23 protein-coding genes and 2 riboswitches are annotated in these 18,089 nt (G+C 34.7%); of the genes, 3 read left to right on the forward strand and 20 right to left on the reverse strand.

Annotated elements, in window-relative coordinates; genetic code table 11:
- The 17 genes from tsaD to E0D87_RS02535 form a co-directional block, all read right to left on the reverse strand.
- A complete protein-coding gene (gene tsaD, locus E0D87_RS02455; protein ID WP_130819209.1) occupies nt 1-1,011 on the reverse strand; it encodes a tRNA (adenosine(37)-N6)-threonylcarbamoyltransferase complex transferase subunit TsaD in 1,011 nt (336 codons plus the stop codon).
- Complete coding sequence (gene rimI / locus E0D87_RS02460) at nt 1,004-1,444, reverse strand: ribosomal protein S18-alanine N-acetyltransferase (RefSeq protein ID WP_130819210.1); 441 nt, start codon at nt 1,442-1,444, stop codon at nt 1,004-1,006. The genes tsaD and rimI overlap by 8 nt, the downstream gene beginning before the upstream one ends.
- Nucleotides 1,410-2,102 carry a tRNA (adenosine(37)-N6)-threonylcarbamoyltransferase complex dimerization subunit type 1 TsaB gene (gene tsaB, locus E0D87_RS02465; protein WP_130819211.1) on the reverse strand — a complete coding sequence of 231 codons (693 nt, stop codon included), beginning with the start codon at nt 2,100-2,102 and terminating at the stop codon, nt 1,410-1,412. Before tsaB ends, rimI begins: the two co-directional genes overlap by 35 nt.
- A complete protein-coding gene (gene tsaE, locus E0D87_RS02470) occupies nt 2,083-2,529 on the reverse strand; it encodes a tRNA (adenosine(37)-N6)-threonylcarbamoyltransferase complex ATPase subunit type 1 TsaE (protein ID WP_130819212.1) in 447 nt (148 codons plus the stop codon). The genes tsaB and tsaE overlap by 20 nt, the downstream gene beginning before the upstream one ends.
- 80 nt (nt 2,530-2,609) lie before the next feature.
- On the reverse strand, nt 2,610-3,206 hold the full coding sequence (locus E0D87_RS02475; RefSeq protein WP_004834886.1) for an ECF transporter S component: 597 nt from the start codon (nt 3,204-3,206) through the stop codon (nt 2,610-2,612).
- Between the two features lie 62 nt (nt 3,207-3,268).
- Nucleotides 3,269-3,385: riboswitch (FMN riboswitch) on the reverse strand.
- 72 nt (nt 3,386-3,457) lie between these two features.
- Entirely contained in the window at nt 3,458-4,117 is a 660-nt protein-coding gene (locus E0D87_RS02480) for a winged helix-turn-helix domain-containing protein (protein ID WP_004834895.1), read from the reverse strand.
- 169 nt (nt 4,118-4,286) lie between these two features.
- On the reverse strand, nt 4,287-4,976 hold the full coding sequence (gene gpmA, locus E0D87_RS02485; RefSeq protein WP_130819213.1) for a 2,3-diphosphoglycerate-dependent phosphoglycerate mutase: 690 nt from the start codon (nt 4,974-4,976) through the stop codon (nt 4,287-4,289).
- A complete protein-coding gene (gene mreB, locus E0D87_RS02490) occupies nt 4,976-6,025 on the reverse strand; it encodes a rod shape-determining protein (protein WP_130819214.1) in 1,050 nt (349 codons plus the stop codon). The genes gpmA and mreB overlap by 1 nt, the downstream gene beginning before the upstream one ends.
- An 8-nt stretch (nt 6,026-6,033) precedes the next feature.
- The gene (gene metK / locus E0D87_RS02495) at nt 6,034-7,203 is read right to left on the reverse strand and encodes a methionine adenosyltransferase (protein WP_130819215.1); all 1,170 of its coding nucleotides are present in this window, start codon (nt 7,201-7,203) and stop codon (nt 6,034-6,036) included.
- A complete protein-coding gene (ispF, locus tag E0D87_RS02500; protein ID WP_130819216.1) occupies nt 7,203-7,679 on the reverse strand; it encodes a 2-C-methyl-D-erythritol 2,4-cyclodiphosphate synthase in 477 nt (158 codons plus the stop codon). The genes metK and ispF overlap by 1 nt, the downstream gene beginning before the upstream one ends.
- Nucleotides 7,679-8,383 carry a 2-C-methyl-D-erythritol 4-phosphate cytidylyltransferase gene (gene ispD, locus E0D87_RS02505; protein WP_130819217.1) on the reverse strand — a complete coding sequence of 235 codons (705 nt, stop codon included), beginning with the start codon at nt 8,381-8,383 and terminating at the stop codon, nt 7,679-7,681. The genes ispF and ispD overlap by 1 nt, the downstream gene beginning before the upstream one ends.
- Nucleotides 8,376-9,485 (reverse strand): PIN/TRAM domain-containing protein, encoded by a 1,110-nt coding sequence (locus E0D87_RS02510; RefSeq protein ID WP_130819218.1) that lies wholly within the window; start codon nt 9,483-9,485, stop codon nt 8,376-8,378. The genes ispD and E0D87_RS02510 overlap by 8 nt, the downstream gene beginning before the upstream one ends.
- Nucleotides 9,486-9,495: 10 nt before the next feature.
- The gene (locus tag E0D87_RS02515; protein ID WP_130819219.1) at nt 9,496-9,975 is read right to left on the reverse strand and encodes a CarD family transcriptional regulator; all 480 of its coding nucleotides are present in this window, start codon (nt 9,973-9,975) and stop codon (nt 9,496-9,498) included.
- Between the two features lie 90 nt (nt 9,976-10,065).
- Nucleotides 10,066-10,965: a diacylglycerol/lipid kinase family protein gene (locus E0D87_RS02520; protein WP_130819220.1), complete on the reverse strand. Its 900-nt coding sequence runs from the start codon at nt 10,963-10,965 to the stop codon at nt 10,066-10,068.
- 132 nt (nt 10,966-11,097) lie between these two features.
- Nucleotides 11,098-11,862, reverse strand: a complete 765-nt coding sequence (locus tag E0D87_RS02525; RefSeq protein ID WP_130819221.1) for a hypothetical protein — start codon at nt 11,860-11,862, stop codon at nt 11,098-11,100.
- Nucleotides 11,863-12,546, reverse strand: coding sequence for an ABC transporter ATP-binding protein (locus E0D87_RS02530; protein ID WP_130819222.1), 684 nt, complete (start codon nt 12,544-12,546; stop codon nt 11,863-11,865).
- Nucleotides 12,533-12,904 (reverse strand): GntR family transcriptional regulator, encoded by a 372-nt coding sequence (locus E0D87_RS02535; RefSeq protein WP_130819223.1) that lies wholly within the window; start codon nt 12,902-12,904, stop codon nt 12,533-12,535. The genes E0D87_RS02530 and E0D87_RS02535 overlap by 14 nt, the downstream gene beginning before the upstream one ends.
- A gap of 137 nt (nt 12,905-13,041) precedes the next feature.
- Between E0D87_RS02535 and E0D87_RS02540 the strand changes: the two genes are divergently transcribed.
- From E0D87_RS02540 to E0D87_RS02550, 3 genes are read left to right on the forward strand one after another with little or no spacing between them, the layout of a single operon-like run.
- A complete protein-coding gene (locus tag E0D87_RS02540) occupies nt 13,042-13,803 on the forward strand; it encodes an ABC transporter ATP-binding protein (RefSeq protein ID WP_130819224.1) in 762 nt (253 codons plus the stop codon).
- On the forward strand, nt 13,796-15,424 hold the full coding sequence (locus E0D87_RS02545; protein WP_130819225.1) for a hypothetical protein: 1,629 nt from the start codon (nt 13,796-13,798) through the stop codon (nt 15,422-15,424). Before E0D87_RS02540 ends, E0D87_RS02545 begins: the two co-directional genes overlap by 8 nt.
- A gap of 17 nt (nt 15,425-15,441) precedes the next feature.
- Nucleotides 15,442-15,825, forward strand: coding sequence for a VOC family protein (locus E0D87_RS02550; RefSeq protein WP_004834885.1), 384 nt, complete (start codon nt 15,442-15,444; stop codon nt 15,823-15,825).
- 28 nt (nt 15,826-15,853) lie between these two features.
- Here the strand turns inward: E0D87_RS02550 and thiT are convergent, their stop codons facing one another.
- The 3 genes from thiT to E0D87_RS02565 all read right to left on the reverse strand — a co-directional run bounded on the left by thiT (nt 15,854) and on the right by E0D87_RS02565 (nt 18,022).
- On the reverse strand, nt 15,854-16,399 hold the full coding sequence (thiT, locus tag E0D87_RS02555) for an energy-coupled thiamine transporter ThiT (protein WP_004834898.1): 546 nt from the start codon (nt 16,397-16,399) through the stop codon (nt 15,854-15,856).
- Nucleotides 16,400-16,425: 26 nt separating this feature from the next.
- Nucleotides 16,426-16,517: riboswitch (TPP riboswitch) on the reverse strand.
- A 31-nt stretch (nt 16,518-16,548) separates the two neighbouring features.
- A complete protein-coding gene (locus tag E0D87_RS09190) occupies nt 16,549-16,722 on the reverse strand; it encodes an SH3 domain-containing protein (protein WP_004834909.1) in 174 nt (57 codons plus the stop codon).
- Between the two features lie 142 nt (nt 16,723-16,864).
- On the reverse strand, nt 16,865-18,022 hold the full coding sequence (locus E0D87_RS02565; RefSeq protein ID WP_130819226.1) for a YveK family protein: 1,158 nt from the start codon (nt 18,020-18,022) through the stop codon (nt 16,865-16,867).
- Nucleotides 18,023-18,089: the final 67 nt, after the last annotated feature.

Below are 18,089 nucleotides of genomic sequence, written 5' to 3' on the forward strand. Positions count from 1 at the left end.
TCATAATTCCAAATTAGGATAAACTTTCATGTAAGTGTCATCAGAAGATCCATTTTGATAATTTAGATATCCTGCCATGGCAATCATAGCTGCATTGTCTGTGCAAAGAATGGTAGATGGATGATAAAATTTTATATTCTCCTTAGCACATTCTTCCTCAAGCCTTTCTCTAAGTCTTGAATTTGCTGCAACTCCGCCGCTTACACAAAGAGCTTTCATGCCTGTTTCTCTTACAAGCATCATTGATTTATCAACTAAAACGTCTACTACAGCTTCCTCGAAACTCGCTGCAAGATCAGCCTCGTTAATCTCTTCACCCTTTTGTATCATATTATGATGATAATTTAAAACCGCAGTCTTTAGTCCTGAGAAAGAAAAATCGTAAGATCCTTTCTTAAGCATTACCCTAGGAAAATCTATCGCATCCTTGTTTCCTTCTTTGGCAAGTTTATCTATCTTTGGTCCGCCAGGATATCCTAGGCCAATTTTTCTTGCAACCTTATCAAAAGATTCTCCAGCTGCATCATCCAAAGTCCTACCTACTACCTCATAGTCAGTATAGGAATTTACCTTGCAAAGGTAGGTATGACCTCCAGATACAACTAAACTAATAAAGGGTGGTTTAAGATCTGGGTTTGACAAATAATTTGCACAAATATGTCCTTGCATGTGGTTTGCTCCAATCATAGGAGTTTTAGTTGCAAGAGACAAGCCCTTAGCGGCAGATATTCCAACCAAAAGAGAGCCCATTAGTCCTGGCCCCTTGGTTACAGAAATTAGGTCTATATCATCATAAGTAAGATTTGCATCATTTAAAGCTTTTTCTATCAAAGGATTTATAGCTTCTAAATGTTTTCTGCTGGCAATTTCTGGTACAACTCCCCCAAACAAAGTATGGATATCTATTTGAGAAGATATTAGATTTACCAATACCTCTCTTTCATTTTTAAGAATTGCTACAGAGCTATCATCACAGCTTGTCTCAATTCCCATTGTATAAAAATCACTCATATAATTTCCTTTTCATATTGTAGGCATCTACTCCCAACTTTTGGTAGTAATTTTTCCTGATGCCGTCTTTTTTAAAGCCAAATTTCTCATAAAGATTGATAGCGTTGGTATTTTTAACAGAAACTTCTAGCCAAATTTCGCTGGCCTTGTTTTTCTTGCCTAAATCTATTAAATGACTTAGAAGCGCTTCTCCTATTCCTCTCCTCCTGTAGTTTTCATCTACAGCAATAGTGAATATTTCAACTAAATCAAGCACCCTACTTGCTATATAAAACCCCACAACTTCTCCATCTAATTCATACACATAATGGTCTAGGAGAGTGTTTGAAGTCAATTCTTTTAGTAGATGCTTTTTGGACCAAGGCTCAAAAAAAGAACTATTTTCTATTTCGTAAACTCTATCTACGTCCTTTACTTCCATCTTTCTTATCATTTTTTAAAAGCTCCCTTTCCGCCTGACTTGCTCTCAGGTAGTTTGGTCTTATTTTATAAAGATCAACTGGCTCATAATCATCTAATAAAGCAATCTTAATTAGAGATCTACCTATGGAATTGTTGAAATTAAGCGGAAGTTTAACAGCATTTTTAAACTTATCCCCATATTTTTCATTCATAGTTCCAATAAGCTCAACCTCGCTATCAAGATCATTGACAAGATCTTTAAAAACATCAATAGTGTAAAGATCTTCTTTTATAATCTCCTTAAAATCTTTGTCATAAACCGCCCCATAAATCCTATTGCCTCTAGCATCTATCATTGGCACTTTAAGCCTATCTGATGAGGAATTGTTGGCAAGAGCTAGGAGGGTTGATACTGGAACAAGCTCTTTTTTACTTGCTTGGGCTAGGGTCTTTGCTACAGTCATTCCTATCCTAAGACCTGTAAATGAACCTGGACCCTCAGCTATGACAAACTTATCTATATCAGCTACTTCCATACCCAAAAGCTTAAGGAGATTTTCAATCATAGGCACCAATGATTCGCTGTGAGTCTTTTGTTGGTTTACATTAAAATCTCCCAAGATCTCCACACCATCTGAGATAGTTACAGTAGAAATCATGGTAGATGTATCAATGGCTAAAATATTCATTTATCTCTCTTCCCCTTTCGCTATCATCTAGGATAGTAATTTCCCTGGTATTTTCATCTACCTTGTCAAATTTAAGGCTAATCATTTCATCTGGAAGGTAGCCTTCTACATTTTCTCCCCATTCCAAAAAGGTAATAGCATCTCCTGGGTAGAAATATTCTTCAAAATCAATATCCAAAATATCATCTGGATCATCAAACCTATATAAATCCAAGTGATATATTTTCTTATCCGCCTCATAGATATTAACTATGGCGAAAGTTGGAGAAGATGAGTCATAGGCAGAAAAGTACTCACAAACTTTTCCTGTAAAGGTTGTTTTTCCTGCACCCATCTCACCAACTAAGTTTATAACATCGCCTTCTCTTAAAAGTGAGGCGAATTTTTCCGCAAAATCTTTTAATTCATTTAAGTTTCTAATAATCATAATTCCTCTTTCATTATATTATACTAAAGACGAACCAATAAAAAAAGCCTAATCCTGTTGATTAGGCAAATCCTTAGTATTTATCTATATTTAATTATTGGTGAAACCCTCTTGTAAATTAAGTCGGTTACTATGGATGCGACAGCGCCCTTTACTATGTTAAATGGTGCGATAGATAAAACCATCAAACTAAAATAGCTTTTTACAAGTCCGTTAGTCTTACTAGTCATTCCTACAAAAGCATTTAGATCTATACCCATAACCTTAGCATAAGTTGGGAATACAACAAAGGCGTTAGATAATGTAGCAACTGCAGTCATAGCTATAACTCCCATAGATAGGGCAAATAGAGCAGTTTTTTTGGTTTTTCTATTCTTATATATACTAGCTGATACATATACAAAAATTGCACCAACTATAAAGTTAGACAATTCTCCAACTCCACCTGTAGTTGTCTTTGATAGGTTCAATAAGTTCTTTATAAGCTGAATCAAAACACCATACCAAGGACCCATAGCAAATCCACCTATTAAAGCAGGTACGTCTGCCAAGTCTACTTTCATAAATGGTGGGGCAATTGGAATTGGCATTTGGATAAACATCAAAATGTAAGAAAATGCTGCAAGGATTCCAACTTTAACTACTGAATTTAAACTAAATGTTTTACTTCTATTCATATTTCCTCCTTCTAGGCAATAAAAAATGCCCAATATCAGGGCAGAAAAAAGAGATTTTATATATAAATCTTCTTTCATCCAGACTATACTGTCGGTATTGGAATCACACCAATTCAATCCCGTAGGACTCGCAGACTCTACTGCCGGTTAAGGAATTTCACCTTTCCCTGAAGATAATCATTTTTGATTAAATTTAGTTTATTTCTTATACTCATAATACCACAAGTTAAGAAAAATAGCAAGCTAATTTGCTATTCGTTTTCACACTTGTCTAATATCCATTTGTACCCTTGTTTAGATACAGTTTTTATAGGATTAATCTTAGCCTTCTTAAATTGTGATCTTATTTTTCTTATGTACTCTCTAACCGATCTTTCGGTTGTATTTATGCCTTTTTCGGCCATCTTCTCTACTATTTCTTCTCTTGATAAGACCCTTCCCATATTTGATATGAGAATTGAACAGATAGAAATCTCACTTTTAGTCAAATCTAGTATATCATTTCCTATCCTAAAGATACCATTGTCCTCTTCTAGGCTGCAGATACCAAGACTTATGATATTTGCTTCTCTAAGCTCTTCCACTTTTCTAAAAACATCTTCTATGAACTCTTCTCTAGTTAGGGAGTGAATTACGAAGTCTTTATCGTCAATTTCTTGTTCAAAGGGATTCTTTTTATATCTCTCTGTAAGGTAAATTACAGGTATCTTAGTTTTTTGCTTGATAAATTGAATTACTTGTAGGCACTTGTTATGGCTCATATCTACAAGAATCAAATCATAAATACTCAAATCTTTAAATAAAAGTTCATCGATTGAGTCGATTTCATCTACCAAAACTTCTTTCTTATCAAATCGAGAGTTGATTAGTGAGGATACCCCATTTTCATTTTCTACTGATAGAATCCTCATGTTTCCTCCAATCTCTTGAATACGTTTTTTTATTATTAGTAGGCAAACTTGCCCATCTTTATTATTTTACCTTGCTTATAAGATTAGGCAATACTTTAAGATACTTAAAAAATACAAAAAACCTAGGTGAATTTTCCTAGGTTTTGGTATTTTTATTAATTATCTAAGTTTATAGGTAATATTTCTTGATTACGTTTAGATTGTCATCTAGTTCATAAACAAGTGGTTGACCTGTTGGTATTTCAAGTCCCATTATATCATCATCTGAAATTTTCTCTAAGTGTTTTGCAAGAGCTCTAAGGCTGTTACCGTGAGCTGCTACTAAAACCGTCTCTCCATCTAGTAGTTGTGGAGCAATGTGGTCAAAGTAGTAAGGAAGTACTCTATCAAGAGTTACTTTTAGGTTTTCTGCTGTTGGAATTACATCAGCTGGTAGGTGTTTGAACATTGGAAGTTCTGCTTGTTTTTTAGCTTCTTCTTCGCTTAATTCTGGTGGAAGTGTATCGTATGATCTTCTCCAAATGTGAACTTGCTCATCACCATATTTTTCTGCTGTTTCAGCTTTGTTTAATCCTTGTAGGGCACCGTAGTGTCTTTCGTTTAATCTCCAAGATTTTTCAACTGGAACATACATTTGTCCTGAGTATTCTAGGGCAAAGTTACAAGTTTTTATCGCTCTTGTTAGAACTGATGTGTGAGCATGATCAAACATAATTCCTGCTTCTTTGATCTTTCTTCCAGCTTCTTTAGCTTCTTCTTCCCCTTTTTCAGATAGGTTTACATCAACCCAACCTGTAAATTTGTTTGCAAGGTTCCACTCACTTTGTCCGTGTCTTACTAGAACTAATTTCTTTGTCATTATCTTCTCCTTAATTTCTCGTCTCTTTCCAACTCTTTTTGCTTGCCTTTTATAGCGTCATTCTTCTCTTCATCTAGGGATTCCATCCAGTTTAGTGCTTTGGAAGTTCCAATTATAACACATTCGTTAGGATCTTGGGCGATTTTTACTGGAATTTGAAGTTTTTCATAAATTCTTTTTGCAAGTCCTAAGGTATTTGCTCCTCCACCTGTAAGAATTATTTCTCTTTCATAGATATCTGAGGCAAGTTCTGGAGGAGTTACTTCTAACACTTTCTTGATACCTAAGATTAGACTATCTATTTCATCTCTTAGACAATCGTATATCTCAGCTACTGGAACGAATATTTTTTGTGGAAGTCCGCTTGTTATTGCCCTACCACTTACTTCAAGAGATTGCTCAAAGCCAGCAAGACCTGCTTCGATTTTTATATCTTCTGCTTTTTGATCCCCTATTAATATACCATATCTTTTCCTAATGTAGTCTTTTATTTTTTTATCTAGGGAAAGTCCTGCCACATCTACTGATCTACTTGCTACGATTTGACCCATAGAAACAACAGCTATATCACTTGTTCCGCCTCCGACATCAATTACCAGATTTCCTCCAGCATCAGTTATATCAACTCCTGCTCCAAGAGCTGCAGCAAGTGGTTCTTCCATTAGGTAAACTCTGTGAGCCCCTGCATTATCAGCTGCTTGAAGCACAGCTCTTTTTTCTACTTGGGTTGCTCTTGATGGAACACAGATTAAAAGATTTGGTTTAAAGAGTGACTTCTTGACAGACTTATCTAGGAAGTATTTTAGCATTCTTTCTGTCGCCTTAAAGTCTGCTATAACTCCATCTTTCATAGGCATGATTGCCTTTATGTTTCCTGGAGTTCTTCCTATAAGTTTTTTGGCCTCGCTACCTACAGCAAGGATATCATCTGTTAAAACATCTACTGCAATTACTGATGGTTCTTCAAGGACTATGCCCCTTCCTGTAACATAGACCAAAACTTGGGCAGTACCCAAATCTATTGCTATAGTTTTTCTTAAGCTTGCCATTATCTCTCCTAATATTTCTTCAAATCTTCTACTTTATCTAAAGCTTCCCAGCTAAATAGTGAATCACTTCTACCAAAGTGTCCAAAGGCTGCTGTTTTCTTAAAGATTGGTCTTTGTAGGTCTAGTTTATCTATTATAGCTTGTGGTCTAAAGTCAAAGTTTTCTTTTACGATTTCAAGTAGTTTCTCATCATCATATTTTCCTGTGCCAAAGCTATCAACATATATAGATAGAGGTCTTGCAACACCTATCGCATAGGATAACCCTATTTCCATTCTATCACAAAGGCCTGCTGCAACCATGTTTTTAGCTGCATATCTTGCCATATAAGCTGCTGATCTATCAACCTTTGTTGGGTCTTTTCCTGAGAATGCTCCACCACCTGATTTTGAGTATCCACCATAAGTATCTACTATAATTTTTCTACCTGTTAGTCCGCTGTCTCCCTTAGGACCACCGATTACGAATTTACCTGTTGGGTTTACATAGATTTTGGTATTTTCATCCATCAAGGATTCATCTATAACATAATCTATTACTTCTTTTATAATATCTTCTCTTATTTTGTCTAAAGATACATCAGGGCTATGTTGAGCTGATATTACTATTGAATCAATTCTTACTAGTTTATCATCATCATATTCTACAGTTACTTGAGTTTTTCCGTCTGGTCTTAGGTAAGAGAGTATTCCTTCTCTTCTTACTTGGCTTAGTCTTTGAGAAAGCTTTTGGGCATATACTACTGATAATGGTAGATATTCTTCGCTTTCATTGTCTGCATAGCCAAATACCATACCTTGGTCTCCAGCACCGATTTTATCATAATCTTCGTGGCTTGTTTGATAATCTTGAGATGCATCGACACCTTGAGCTATATCGGCAGATTGTTCAATAAGAGATGTTAGGACAGCTACATTTGAATGGTCAAATCCCAAAGATGGGTCGTCATATCCAATTTCTTTTATTGTTTCTCTGACTATTTTTTCTATTGGTGCATAGGCTGTAGTTGAGATTTCTCCTACTACTAATACAAGACCTGTTGTTGTTACAGTTTCACAGGCTACTCTCGCATTTTTATCTTGTTTTAGACATTCATCAAGGATTGCATCAGAAATTTGATCGCAAACCTTATCTGGATGTCCTTCTGTTACAGATTCACTTGTAATAAGTTTTTTCATTATCTATTCTCCTCCAAAAGCACAACCGCTCTTGCTTCTATTCCTTCGCCCCTGCCAGTAAAGCCAAGCTTTTCGCTGGTGGAGGCCTTTACGCTTACATTTTCTATATTTGTTTTAAGATGCTCTGCCAAGATTTTTCTTATATCATCTTTGATAGGAGCAATCTTTGGCATTTCACAAATTATTACACTGTCAATATTAGTGATTTTATAGCCTTCTTCTTCCATAAGAGCTACTACCCTATCTAAAAGGTCAATCGAATAAATATCCTTGTAGGCTGGATCTGTATCTGGAAATAAGTTTCCTATATCAGGCTTACAAATCGCTCCAAGGATAGCATCCATTATCGCATGGGTAAGGACATCTGCGTCAGAATGACCCAAAAGACCAAGCTTATAGTCAACCTTTAGTCCTCCAAGAACTAAGTCTCTACCTTCTACTAATTTGTGAACATCATATCCAATTCCAATTCTCATTATACGTCCTTTTTTCTATCAAGAAATGCTTTAGCAAAAATAATATCTTCTTGAGTTGTTATCTTGATGTTTGAATACTCACCATGAACTACTTTGACAGGTTCACTTCTATCGAAAAACTCGAATAGCTGGGAGTCATCTGTTACCTTAAATTCACTTTGTATATAGTCTTTATACATTTCAAATATAAGTCTTTTATCAAAGGCTTGGGGAGTTTGAATGTTATAAACATAATCCCTATTTGGTGTAAAGTCTACATACATATTATCATCCACTATCTTTACAGTATCCTTTGATTTGGTAGCTGTTATTACAGCCTTGTTATCCCTAAGTCCTTCTATAGTTTTTAGAAAAAGTTCTCTACTTGCAAAAGGTCTTACCCCGTCGTGGGTTAAGACCAAATCGCTTTTTTCACTCAAGGCTTTTAGTCCTTCAAAGGTAGAAAGCTCTCTAGTGGTTTTGCCGTAAACATATTTTATATCTCTATCATACTTACTAATTATATTTTTAACGAAAGACTCATCATCTTCTCTTATAACTAGGATTATCTCGTCAATTTCTTTTATTGTTGTTATCGTATCTAGGGTTATCTCTAAAATCTTTCTTCCTCCTACTTCTATGTAGGGTTTGTTAACCTTAGATTTCATCCTGAGACCTGATCCTGCAGCAGTTACTATGCAGGATAAATATTTTCCATCAATCATTCTTATGCCTTACAAATATCATTCGACCTGCAGATGTTTGTAGAACTGATGTTACAGTTGCATCAATGGTTTGGTCGATATACTTAACTCCATCTTCTACAACTACCATTGTTCCATCGTCTAGGTAACCTACACCTTGATTTTTGCCCTTACCTTCTTTGATGACGTCAATTCTCATCATTTCCCCTGGGATTACTACAGGTTTTAGCGCATTGGCAAGGTCATTTATATTTAAAATTGGAATGCCTTGGACATCAGCTACCTTATTTAGGTTGTAGTCGTTAGTAAATACCTTTCCATTTAAGTCTATGGCAAGTTTTAGAAGTTTAGAATCAACTTCTTTTATATCCTTGTAGTCCTTGTTAGTTATCTTTAGTTTGATCTTATCATTTTCTTTAATTTTATTTATTATATCAAGACCACGTCTTCCCCTTTCTCTCTTAAGATCATCTGGGGAATCAGCTATGTGTTGGAGCTCCTCTAGGACAAACTCGCTTACAACAAGTTCTCCTTCTATAAAGTCTGTTTCTATGATATCTAAGATTCTGCCATCGATAATCACAGAAGTATCAAGGATCTTAGGACTTGCAGTATGTTTAGACCTGTCAAATATAAAACTCTTGTTTTCCTTATCCTTAGCTTCTTTATTATCTTTCTTAACAAAAATACCTAGTATATCATCAGCATTGTTTGATGCAACTCTCCAACCGAGATAACCCAATCCAATATATAATAAAATAGATAATAGCACAAAAATTAAATTTCCCACATAAGGAATGGTTAATTGGGTTAGGGGTCTTGTTACCAAAGCTGCTATCAAAAATCCTAAAATAGCACCAACTATACCAACAATTAGCTTGTTTGCCGGTAGTTCTTTGAGGTTATCCTCAAACAAACTAAAGCCTGCCGAAAATCTACCTGAAAGTTTGTCGGTAAGCACATAAAAAACTAATGCTCCCAATAAAGCTGCTGCTATGTGTGCTAAGATTGGCAAAAAGCCGGCTTTTGGTAAAAACTCCGTGCCGGCATTAACTAATCTTAAAAGCACAATACCAAGAACAGCTCCGATTATTGAAAGCACTAATCGAATTATTCTTTTCATTTACTTCTCCTTAGAGTCCAATAGACTCATCTATCATCGCTTCTGCTTCTTCTTTATCTAGAGAACCTGCCATTACTAATTCACTCGCAAGAATTCTTCTTGACCTATTTAATAGTTTCTTCTCAGTTGTAGAAAGACCTTTGTCCTTATCTAAAATAGCTAAATTTCTAACCATTTTAGCTATCTCGTAGACATCTCCCGTCTTAAGAATTTCTTGGTTTTGTCTGTATCTTGTTGTCCAATTTTCGCTCATATCGCTTGGATCTTCATCTAGAATCTTTAGTACTTTGTCGCCTTCTTCTTTTGTGATGACATCCCTTATATTCATATCATTAATTTTGCTGGTGGGAATAGATATATCCATATCTCCAATAGGCATCTTTAGGATAAAATAATCCTTTACTTCTCCCAAAAACTCCTTTTTTTCAATTGAATCTATAGTACCCGCACCATGCATTGGATATACGATCTTATCGCCGATTTTAAACATTTTTACCTCCTAGGTCCTCTATTATATTATATCCTATTTGGAGGTTTTAGTAAACGCAGACTGAATATTATATCCCATTTTTGGGGACTTTCAATCATCTAAGCCTGTTTTTATTGATATTCTTTTTTTAAGGATATCTATCTTTGCATCAATACTTGATCCACCATATTCACCGTCCAAAGACCAAGATACTTCTCTATCGGTTTTTACTCTAAAACTTGATGCTTGCCTTAGAATAACCATATCATTTTCCTTTTTGTTAGTAAGAGCTGTTACAATTTTATTAATATCCGTTAAACTTTTTGGCTTTTTTATAATTGTTAGCTCAAATATTCCATCATCAAGCCCTACGTTGTTGCCTAAGATATTGGTAAAACCTCCAACTGAAAATGAATTTGTTACCATAAAATGAACAAAGTCGCCCTCGATCTTTTCATCATCAAAGAAAACCTCAGCGTGGTAGGAATCCATAGTCTGTAGAGGAAGAGCTTTCCTAAGTCCTTCAAAAACATAAGCACTTCTTCCAAAGATATTTTTAAGGTCTTGGTCAGTGTTAAAGGAAACCTCAGATATTGTGCCAAAGGCTGCAACATAGACAAAATATTTATCGTCAATTTTTCCTACATCTACAAGCCTACTTTTAGCATTAACAGCCATTTTGGTAGCTTCTTTTATATCAGAGCTAATGTTTAAGCTCTTTGCAAAGTCATTGGTAGATCCTGTTGGCACATAGGATATTTCAGGTGAAATTTCTGCCTTCAAGGCTCCTGATATAACTTCATCTAGGGTTCCATCTCCGCCTGATACCATGATTTTCTCGAAATTTTTCCCGATTTTTTCTACTATTTTCCTAGCATCTCCACTTTCTTGTGTAGCATAAAAACTTCCTAGATATCCTTCAGATGATAAATAATTAATTATCCAATTCATATAATCGCCAATCATTTGTTGACCGCTATTAGGATTATAAATAAACAAAATATCTTTCATAATAACTCCATATACACATGTATTCATGGGATAATCTTACTTTAATTTTTCCTATTTAAAAGGCTAATACAAAACAAATTCTAAGTAAAAATTTATCACAAAAAATCCCTGTCATTTGACAGGGATAATTGTCTATGCAACAGATAGGGTTTTTTTGTGAAAGTAGTTTGTCGCTACATATAAGATTACTATTTCTAAGATAAATATAGCTACAAATAGATAATTAGTCTCAAAGAATGTCAATCTTACATTTGGATTATCTACTATAACTTTATCTACAGAATAACTTGCGATCATTTTTATTTGGATGTAATTTTCTAATGCAAATAAGATTACTCCAACAAGCACTGGTCCGAGCTTTCCAAGTTTTTTTAAGTAGTAGGAGTTTCCGATACTATTGGCCGCCATAAAGGTTAAAGCAAGCATTAGACCAAGTCCTATAAGTGTTAGAAGTATCTTAAATAACTCCCAATATTGCTCAGGGCTAAGCTCGCCTAAAAGTCTAAATAACTCTCTAAAAAAGTCTACTATGTCAAATTCAGATGGTAGAACCAAAGACATATTAAATAGAAATGTAAAAGCAGTAAAGATTCCTAATATAGCATAGTTTAAAAGTCTTGCCAAGGTTATTTTACCAGAGCTTAATGGATAAGTATCGTATAAAGCTGCATATTTTCCATAAAACCTATTGTGATCATTTCCAACAATGATTACCAAAGCTATTAAAGGACCCATGAATAAGACTCCTGCAGAGATAAATGCTAACATATCAAATCCGACTATTCCTGTAAGACTTCTCAGATAAAGTCCTGCAAAAGCACCAATCAACGGAATAAATAACCAAGGGAGAATTCCAAGGATATCTTCTTTTAATAATTGTTTAAGTAAATTTTTCATCTATACTACCTCCGTAAAGTATTCTTCAACACCCATATTTTGCTTTTGTCTTATGTCGTCGACTGGTTCATTTACAAGGATCTTTCCCTTATCTATGAAAATCGCCCTATCCAAAACTTTCTCTATTTCTCCAATAAGGTGGGTTGAGATTATCAGAATCCCTTCATAATCAAAATTATCTATGATAGTTTGAAGGATAATCTTTCTTGATTTTGGATCAATACCACTCATTGGCTCATCTAGGATGTAAACGGGACTTTTCCTTGATAGGCTAAGGGCTATTTGAACTTTATCTTCCATTCCCTTAGAGCATTCCTTGATTTTTAAATCCTTATCAATACCAAATCCCTCAATCAGATTTAGAAACTTCCCTTCATCAAAGTCAGCGAAGAAATTTTTATAGATCTTTCCTACTTTCCTAATCTTTAGACTAGAATCTACAGGCAAATGGTCTGGTTGATAGGAAATATCTCTATTTGTAAAACTTCCTGGGTTTTTTCCGTTTATTTTAACGTCTCCCTTATAATTTCTCTCAAGACCTGTAAGTATCCTAAGTAGAGTTGTCTTTCCTGATCCATTCTCACCAAGTAGACCAACTATCTGACCTTTTTCTAAGTCTAAGTTTAGTCCATCGATAACAGGTCTTCCGCCATATTTCATAGTCAAGTTTCTAATTGTTATCATAGTTTTCCTCCCAATAGTTTTTTAACAATCCTAAAGCCTCATCTTTTTCTAAGTTTAAATTTATGGATCCCTCTACGAAATCATATGCCAATGTTTCAAAGGTCTTTCCTGTTAAACTTTTTATCTTTTTCTTATCATTTGTAACAAATCTTCCAGCTGTTCTCCTGCTTTCACAAAGACCTTCTCTTTCTAGCTCTTGGAGAGCCCTTTGGACTGTGTTTGGATTTACCTCGTAAGTTTTGGCGAGATCTCTTACAGGGAGAATCTTTCCTCCGGCCTCCCATTCACCTACAGATATTTTTATCCTAAAGTCTTCTAGTAGTTGGAGGTAGATGGGTCTATTGCTATCAAATTCCATCCTTAGCTCCTTTCGTTTTTGTATTATTGTATTATTATCTTAATACAATAATACCACCTTTATAATTTCCTTGCAAATATTTCTTGAGATTTTTTATACAGACCTATTTTTGATATAATAGCCTAAAAGGAGGATTTATGAAATTAATAGTTAAAAACCTAAGCAAAACTTTTGGCAAAAAAGAAGTCTTAAAAAATGCAAGCTACACCTTTGACCAAGGAGAAGTCTATGCTCTTTTGGGTAGAAACGGCTCAGGAAAGACAACTTTATTTAAGCTAATCACAGATTCTATAGTCAAAGATAGCGGAGAAGTTCTCTTAGAAGTAGACGGCAAGACATCACCTTTAGATTTTAAAGATGTGTTCTTTATGGTAAGCGAGCCGGAATTACCTAAGTTTCTAACAGGAAGAGAATTTATAAGTTTTTTCATAGAAGCAAATAAGGAAAATATTAAAGATACAAAAGACCTTGATTCTTATTTTTCGCTGGTAGACCTAGATACCTACGATTCAAACAGACTAATCCAAGATTATTCCACAGGTATGAAAAATAAACTTCAAATGCTGATGTTTCTTATTCTAAGACCTAGGGTTATCCTTATGGATGAGCCACTCACAAGTCTAGATGTTGTTATCCAACTTCAGATGAAAAAGATTATAAGAGAAATCCACAAGAACCATATCATTATTTTCTCAACTCATATCCTCCAACTAGCCAAGGACATCTGCGATAGGATAGTTCTCCTTCACGATAAATCCCTAAATCCTGTGGATAGTCTGATAAAAGATGATCCGGCCTTTGAGGATACTATAATAAACCTCCTATCAGGAAAAGCAGAGGCAGAAGAGATCAAAAAGATAGAAGAAAATCTTGAATACACGGGAGAAAACTATGAATAAAAGTCTAAGAACTTTTTCACTCATGCAAAAAATCGACCTTGCCAAATCTATAAACGGCATAGTTTGGTTTTTTAGAAAAATTCCAATTCTAGGGAAATTCTTAGGAGATAAGTATAGGTTCTACGAACTAAAACAAATCGTATTCTTCCTCCATCCACTCTTTTCCCTTATCTGGCAGCTAATAAAATCAGCTATAGCCCTTTCCATAGCTGTAACCCTTATGACTAATGTCAATAACGTTTTAGTTGGTATATTTGGCGTAGACAAACTTATAGAAGACTCCTTACATGGCATGACTTTAAATGATTACTCAATAAGCCTTTTGGTCCCTAGCTTTCTTTACCTCGCTATTGGTATTTTTAGAAACATGATTGTAGATAATGGCAGTTCTATCCACGAGCTTTACACCAACTTTGGATTCGACCCTGAAAATATTGGCAAGGCACACTTATATTACCTTCCAATCCAAAGATTTATAGGAAGAAGCATAATATTTATGGTTTTATTTAAGGTTATTGGCAAAGTCAGCATATTTTATAGCCTAGCGATAAGCCTTGCTATCTTGTTAGTAGAACTTGCTGCATCAGTCTTTTGGATGGATTTTTATTTGAAGCGTGAAAAGTCAATCATGGACAATGGCTTTGTTCAGTTTATTATAATAATCACCTTGTCCTTGGCTATGCATATAGCTAGTTTCTACCTTGCTATACCAGCTAGTATTTTTAGTTTAACAACTCTGTCTATAGCTATAGTTTTGTTTGTCTTTGCCTTTATTTACATGAAAAACTTTGACTCTTATGCAGAGATAATCGAAAAATCTAGCAGGAAATACGAACTTGCCATAGAGGGAATAAGTGTAACAAGCGAAAATCAAATTAAAATCAAGGAGAAAAATCTAGGTAGGGAAAAAGTAGTCGGTACAGGCTTTAAGAAATTAAACAAACTTTTCTTTATAAGACACAGGCGAGTTATTAGAAAACCAATTATCATAAAGACATCAATAGTTCTTGCTATAAGTCTTGCCCTAGGTATTTACCTATATCTCAATGGATATCACGGCGAAAGTACAGGAAAGATTTCGACCTTCCTCATACCTCTTATCATGTATATTCTCCTAAAACAAGACAATATACTTAGGTCAATATATCTAAACTGCGATAAGGGACTCATGCCTTATGGTTTTTACAGGGAAAATAAAAATGTCCTTTTGATGTATAAGGAAAGATTTAAGTCTCTGCTTAAAATAATAGCTCTACCTAGTTTCGCTATTATAATTTCTTACCTTGGACTTACTTATTTTGACAAATCTATAGACCTATACGACAAAATTCTAAATGTAATCTACATCGGGCTTTTGGGTTTGTTTTTCGTAAATCTCCCCTTGATGGAATACTACTTACTTCAACCTTTAGACCAAGAGGGAAAAAAGGTAGGAAAACTTGCCAACTTGATAGATTGGCTTGTGTATGCAGCGGTGTTTTTTATCTTGCCAAGGCTAGGTGATTTAACTTCAGAAGCTACATTTGTTATTGTGATATCAGCCTTTATCATAGGTTTTATAATTGTAAGTCAGATTCTAATCTACAAATTGTCCCATAAGACCTTCAAGGTTAGATATTAAGAAGAAAGGATTATATTATGAAAATAGAACATATAGCAATGTATGTAAGAGATTTGGAAGAAGCTAAGAGCTTCTTTGAAAAATATTTTAAGGCTAGATCAGGAGATCTTTATCACAACAAGACAAGTGATTTTAAGTCTTACTTCTTGTCCTTTGATGATGATACAAGGCTTGAAATTATGACAAGTCCAGATATGATAGATCAAAAAAAAGATCAAAAGAGAACAGGCCTTGCCCACCTAGCCTTTAGTCTCGGAAGTAAAGATAAGGTAAATGAACTTACAAAAAGATTGGAAAATGATGGCTATAAAGTAATATCTGGTCCTAGAATTACAGGTGACGGCTATTACGAAAGTGCAATCCTCGCCTTTGAAGAAAATATAATAGAACTTACAATTTAAAAAAGGCGGTGATAAATCACCGCTTTTTTTAAACTCTTTGTAAATCTTTATTTATAACATTTCTTAGTAGATAAATTATAACAATTGTAATAGCAAATTCTACTACCAAGTAGCTTGCATTATAAATTATTGAATATGCCCAAGGATTTTGTCCTTCTGGTGCGTAGCTTGCAAAAAATATAGCTCCTGTCAAAGTGTGAGCAATCATTCTTAGGACAATTCCTAAAGATGCTCCCTTTATAACTGGTCCTATGCTTTTTGTTTTTTCAAATTCACTTGAAAATAAACCAGCAAGACCCAAGACACCAAAAGCTACTGGGTAATCCAAGATAGCTTGAACTGGGTGAAAAATTGATCCACCGAAAAGCATTTGTACAAAACCATACAAAGCACCGACAACTATACCTGGTAGGCTACCATGTCTTAGAGCAAAGATAATTATAGGAATCATCTCTCCTGCAGTTACAGAGCCTCCTTGAGGCATAGAAAACAATTTAATATAACCTAGTACGAAGGAAAGAGCTATACAAAGTCCACCTTCTACTAGCATTTTTACTGTCCAATTTTTCTTCATTAAAAAATACCTCCTTTACACATAACTGGGAGGTATTGGCACTTACCTCCGCCAGCATTACCTGGATCAGGTTAAGGGTATATTCTCAGCCGATTTTTAGGCACCCCTAGTGTACTTATATCATATTATATTTTATTAGTTTTTCAAATCTAAAAATCCTCAAGCAAATCACGTCTCACATATCCCATATTGCCGTTGTAGTTAATTAGGATAAAGCTATAATCACTTGTATCTATAGCTCTTACAACAGAGCCTTTTTCTAGTTTGTCAACTGGGTCTTTGTCATCTGGATTTGCAAATAAAGATGTGTCCTCTTTTATCAAATAAGATAAGTTCGGGCTTATTTCTTCTGATGATTCTTCCTTGTAGGTCCTAGGTCTAATTTCTATATCTTTCTTCTCATAAGAAACTTCTTCGTTGGAGCAAGATGCTAAAAAAACAGCAAGGATTCCTATAATTATTTTCTTAGTTATTGTAAATCACCCCTAAAACTCTAGTGCCCATCTCTTCGATTTGGTTGATTTTTTCAAGAAGCTCTTCTCTTTTTGCCTTGGAGTTGATAACTATAATCTTATAATCTTCATACCTTAGGCTGATTATAGGAGAGATACTTGTAAGGTTTGCTTCATTTATCAAGACATAGTTGTAAGTATCTTTAAGCTCATAGATTTTTTCTTCAAACTCGAAAGAATCAAGCATCTTCTCAGGTTTTTCAACTAGTTTAATAAAATCGACTCCCTTGTATCTTAAAACCTTGATATCTTCTGGCACAGATCGGTATTTCTTTTCTACATTAGTATTTTCTGAGAGAGAATCTACTAGGCAAACCCCTAGAGAAGTTGACATAGCAAGGGCTAGTTTTTCAGAAAAATCATAAGTTGATTTATCATCTCCCATAGAAGTTATACCGATAACAGAATTGTCAGTTAGGTTGTTTATGGCAGTTTTACTAGTGTAGAGAGCTAGATTTTCATCACTAGATAAATCTCCCAAAACTCTCACTCCCATCTCTTTTAGATCATCAGAATCTCTTATTTCATCAGATAAGATTTCTCTATATATCGCTAAAATAACCCCAAGCATGGCACCAACTAAAAAAGCTGCCACAGAAATTCTAAGAGCCTTAGACTTTGACTCTTCTTCTACTGATGGTTTTTGTACATAGGCGATATTATCCATATCAAGATAGTTTTTAACATAAGATCTAAAATCTTCAGTTATATAGGTTAGGGTATCAACAGCCCTATCCTTGTTGGTATCATTGTAAGTAAAAGTAATAACTCCACCTTGCGGATTTACTTCATAATTTAAATTATCCTTGATATCAGCAGGTTCTATATCACCGCCAATTTTGTCAGAAACTTCCTTAAAAAGGTCGTTTGATTCAAGAAATTGACCGTAGATATTAGATAGCTTCTCATTTAACAACAGATTATTATAAGATATTTGCTTATCCTTTTCTGCCCCTGTAACCATAAGAATTGAGCTTGCATCGAAAGATTTGCCTTCCTTAAGCATGGTTTGGGACAAGGCTAAGGCAAAAGCTAGAATAGCAGGCACTATTATAAGCAAAATATTTCTTTTTATAGCCTTAAATATTTGTTTTGTAGTAATTACCTTCATTTTTTCCTCTTCGTTTTATTTATTGTTCTAATATAGGCGCATCACTTTAAAAATTCGCCCTATCTTC

Source organism: Anaerococcus vaginimassiliensis (assembly GCF_900626155.1).
In the GTDB taxonomy this organism is placed as follows: Bacteria; Bacillota; Clostridia; order Tissierellales; family Peptoniphilaceae; genus Anaerococcus; species Anaerococcus vaginimassiliensis.

Coding starts and splice junctions, on each gene's coding strand:
- tsaD (WP_130819209.1), bottom strand. CDS start 1,011: ATGAGTGATTTTTATACAATGGGAATTGAGACAAGCTGTGATGATAGC.
- rimI (WP_130819210.1), bottom strand. CDS start 1,444: ATGATAAGAAAGATGGAAGTAAAGGACGTAGATAGAGTTTACGAAATA.
- tsaB (WP_130819211.1), bottom strand. CDS start 2,102: ATGAATATTTTAGCCATTGATACATCTACCATGATTTCTACTGTAACT.
- tsaE (WP_130819212.1), bottom strand. CDS start 2,529: ATGATTATTAGAAACTTAAATGAATTAAAAGATTTTGCGGAAAAATTC.
- E0D87_RS02475 (WP_004834886.1), bottom strand. CDS start 3,206: ATGAATAGAAGTAAAACATTTAGTTTAAATTCAGTAGTTAAAGTTGGA.
- E0D87_RS02480 (WP_004834895.1), bottom strand. CDS start 4,117: ATGAGGATTCTATCAGTAGAAAATGAAAATGGGGTATCCTCACTAATC.
- gpmA (WP_130819213.1), bottom strand. CDS start 4,976: ATGACAAAGAAATTAGTTCTAGTAAGACACGGACAAAGTGAGTGGAAC.
- mreB (WP_130819214.1), bottom strand. CDS start 6,025: ATGGCAAGCTTAAGAAAAACTATAGCAATAGATTTGGGTACTGCCCAA.
- metK (WP_130819215.1), bottom strand. CDS start 7,203: ATGAAAAAACTTATTACAAGTGAATCTGTAACAGAAGGACATCCAGAT.
- ispF (WP_130819216.1), bottom strand. CDS start 7,679: ATGAGAATTGGAATTGGATATGATGTTCACAAATTAGTAGAAGGTAGA.
- ispD (WP_130819217.1), bottom strand. CDS start 8,383: ATGATTGATGGAAAATATTTATCCTGCATAGTAACTGCTGCAGGATCA.
- E0D87_RS02510 (WP_130819218.1), bottom strand. CDS start 9,485: ATGAAAAGAATAATTCGATTAGTGCTTTCAATAATCGGAGCTGTTCTT.
- E0D87_RS02515 (WP_130819219.1), bottom strand. CDS start 9,975: ATGTTTAAAATCGGCGATAAGATCGTATATCCAATGCATGGTGCGGGT.
- E0D87_RS02520 (WP_130819220.1), bottom strand. CDS start 10,965: ATGAAAGATATTTTGTTTATTTATAATCCTAATAGCGGTCAACAAATG.
- E0D87_RS02525 (WP_130819221.1), bottom strand. CDS start 11,862: ATGAAAAATTTACTTAAACAATTATTAAAAGAAGATATCCTTGGAATT.
- E0D87_RS02530 (WP_130819222.1), bottom strand. CDS start 12,546: ATGATAACAATTAGAAACTTGACTATGAAATATGGCGGAAGACCTGTT.
- E0D87_RS02535 (WP_130819223.1), bottom strand. CDS start 12,904: ATGGAATTTGATAGCAATAGACCCATCTACCTCCAACTACTAGAAGAC.
- E0D87_RS02540 (WP_130819224.1), top strand. CDS start 13,042: ATGAAATTAATAGTTAAAAACCTAAGCAAAACTTTTGGCAAAAAAGAA.
- E0D87_RS02545 (WP_130819225.1), top strand. CDS start 13,796: ATGAATAAAAGTCTAAGAACTTTTTCACTCATGCAAAAAATCGACCTT.
- E0D87_RS02550 (WP_004834885.1), top strand. CDS start 15,442: ATGAAAATAGAACATATAGCAATGTATGTAAGAGATTTGGAAGAAGCT.
- thiT (WP_004834898.1), bottom strand. CDS start 16,399: ATGAAGAAAAATTGGACAGTAAAAATGCTAGTAGAAGGTGGACTTTGT.
- E0D87_RS02565 (WP_130819226.1), bottom strand. CDS start 18,022: ATGAAGGTAATTACTACAAAACAAATATTTAAGGCTATAAAAAGAAAT.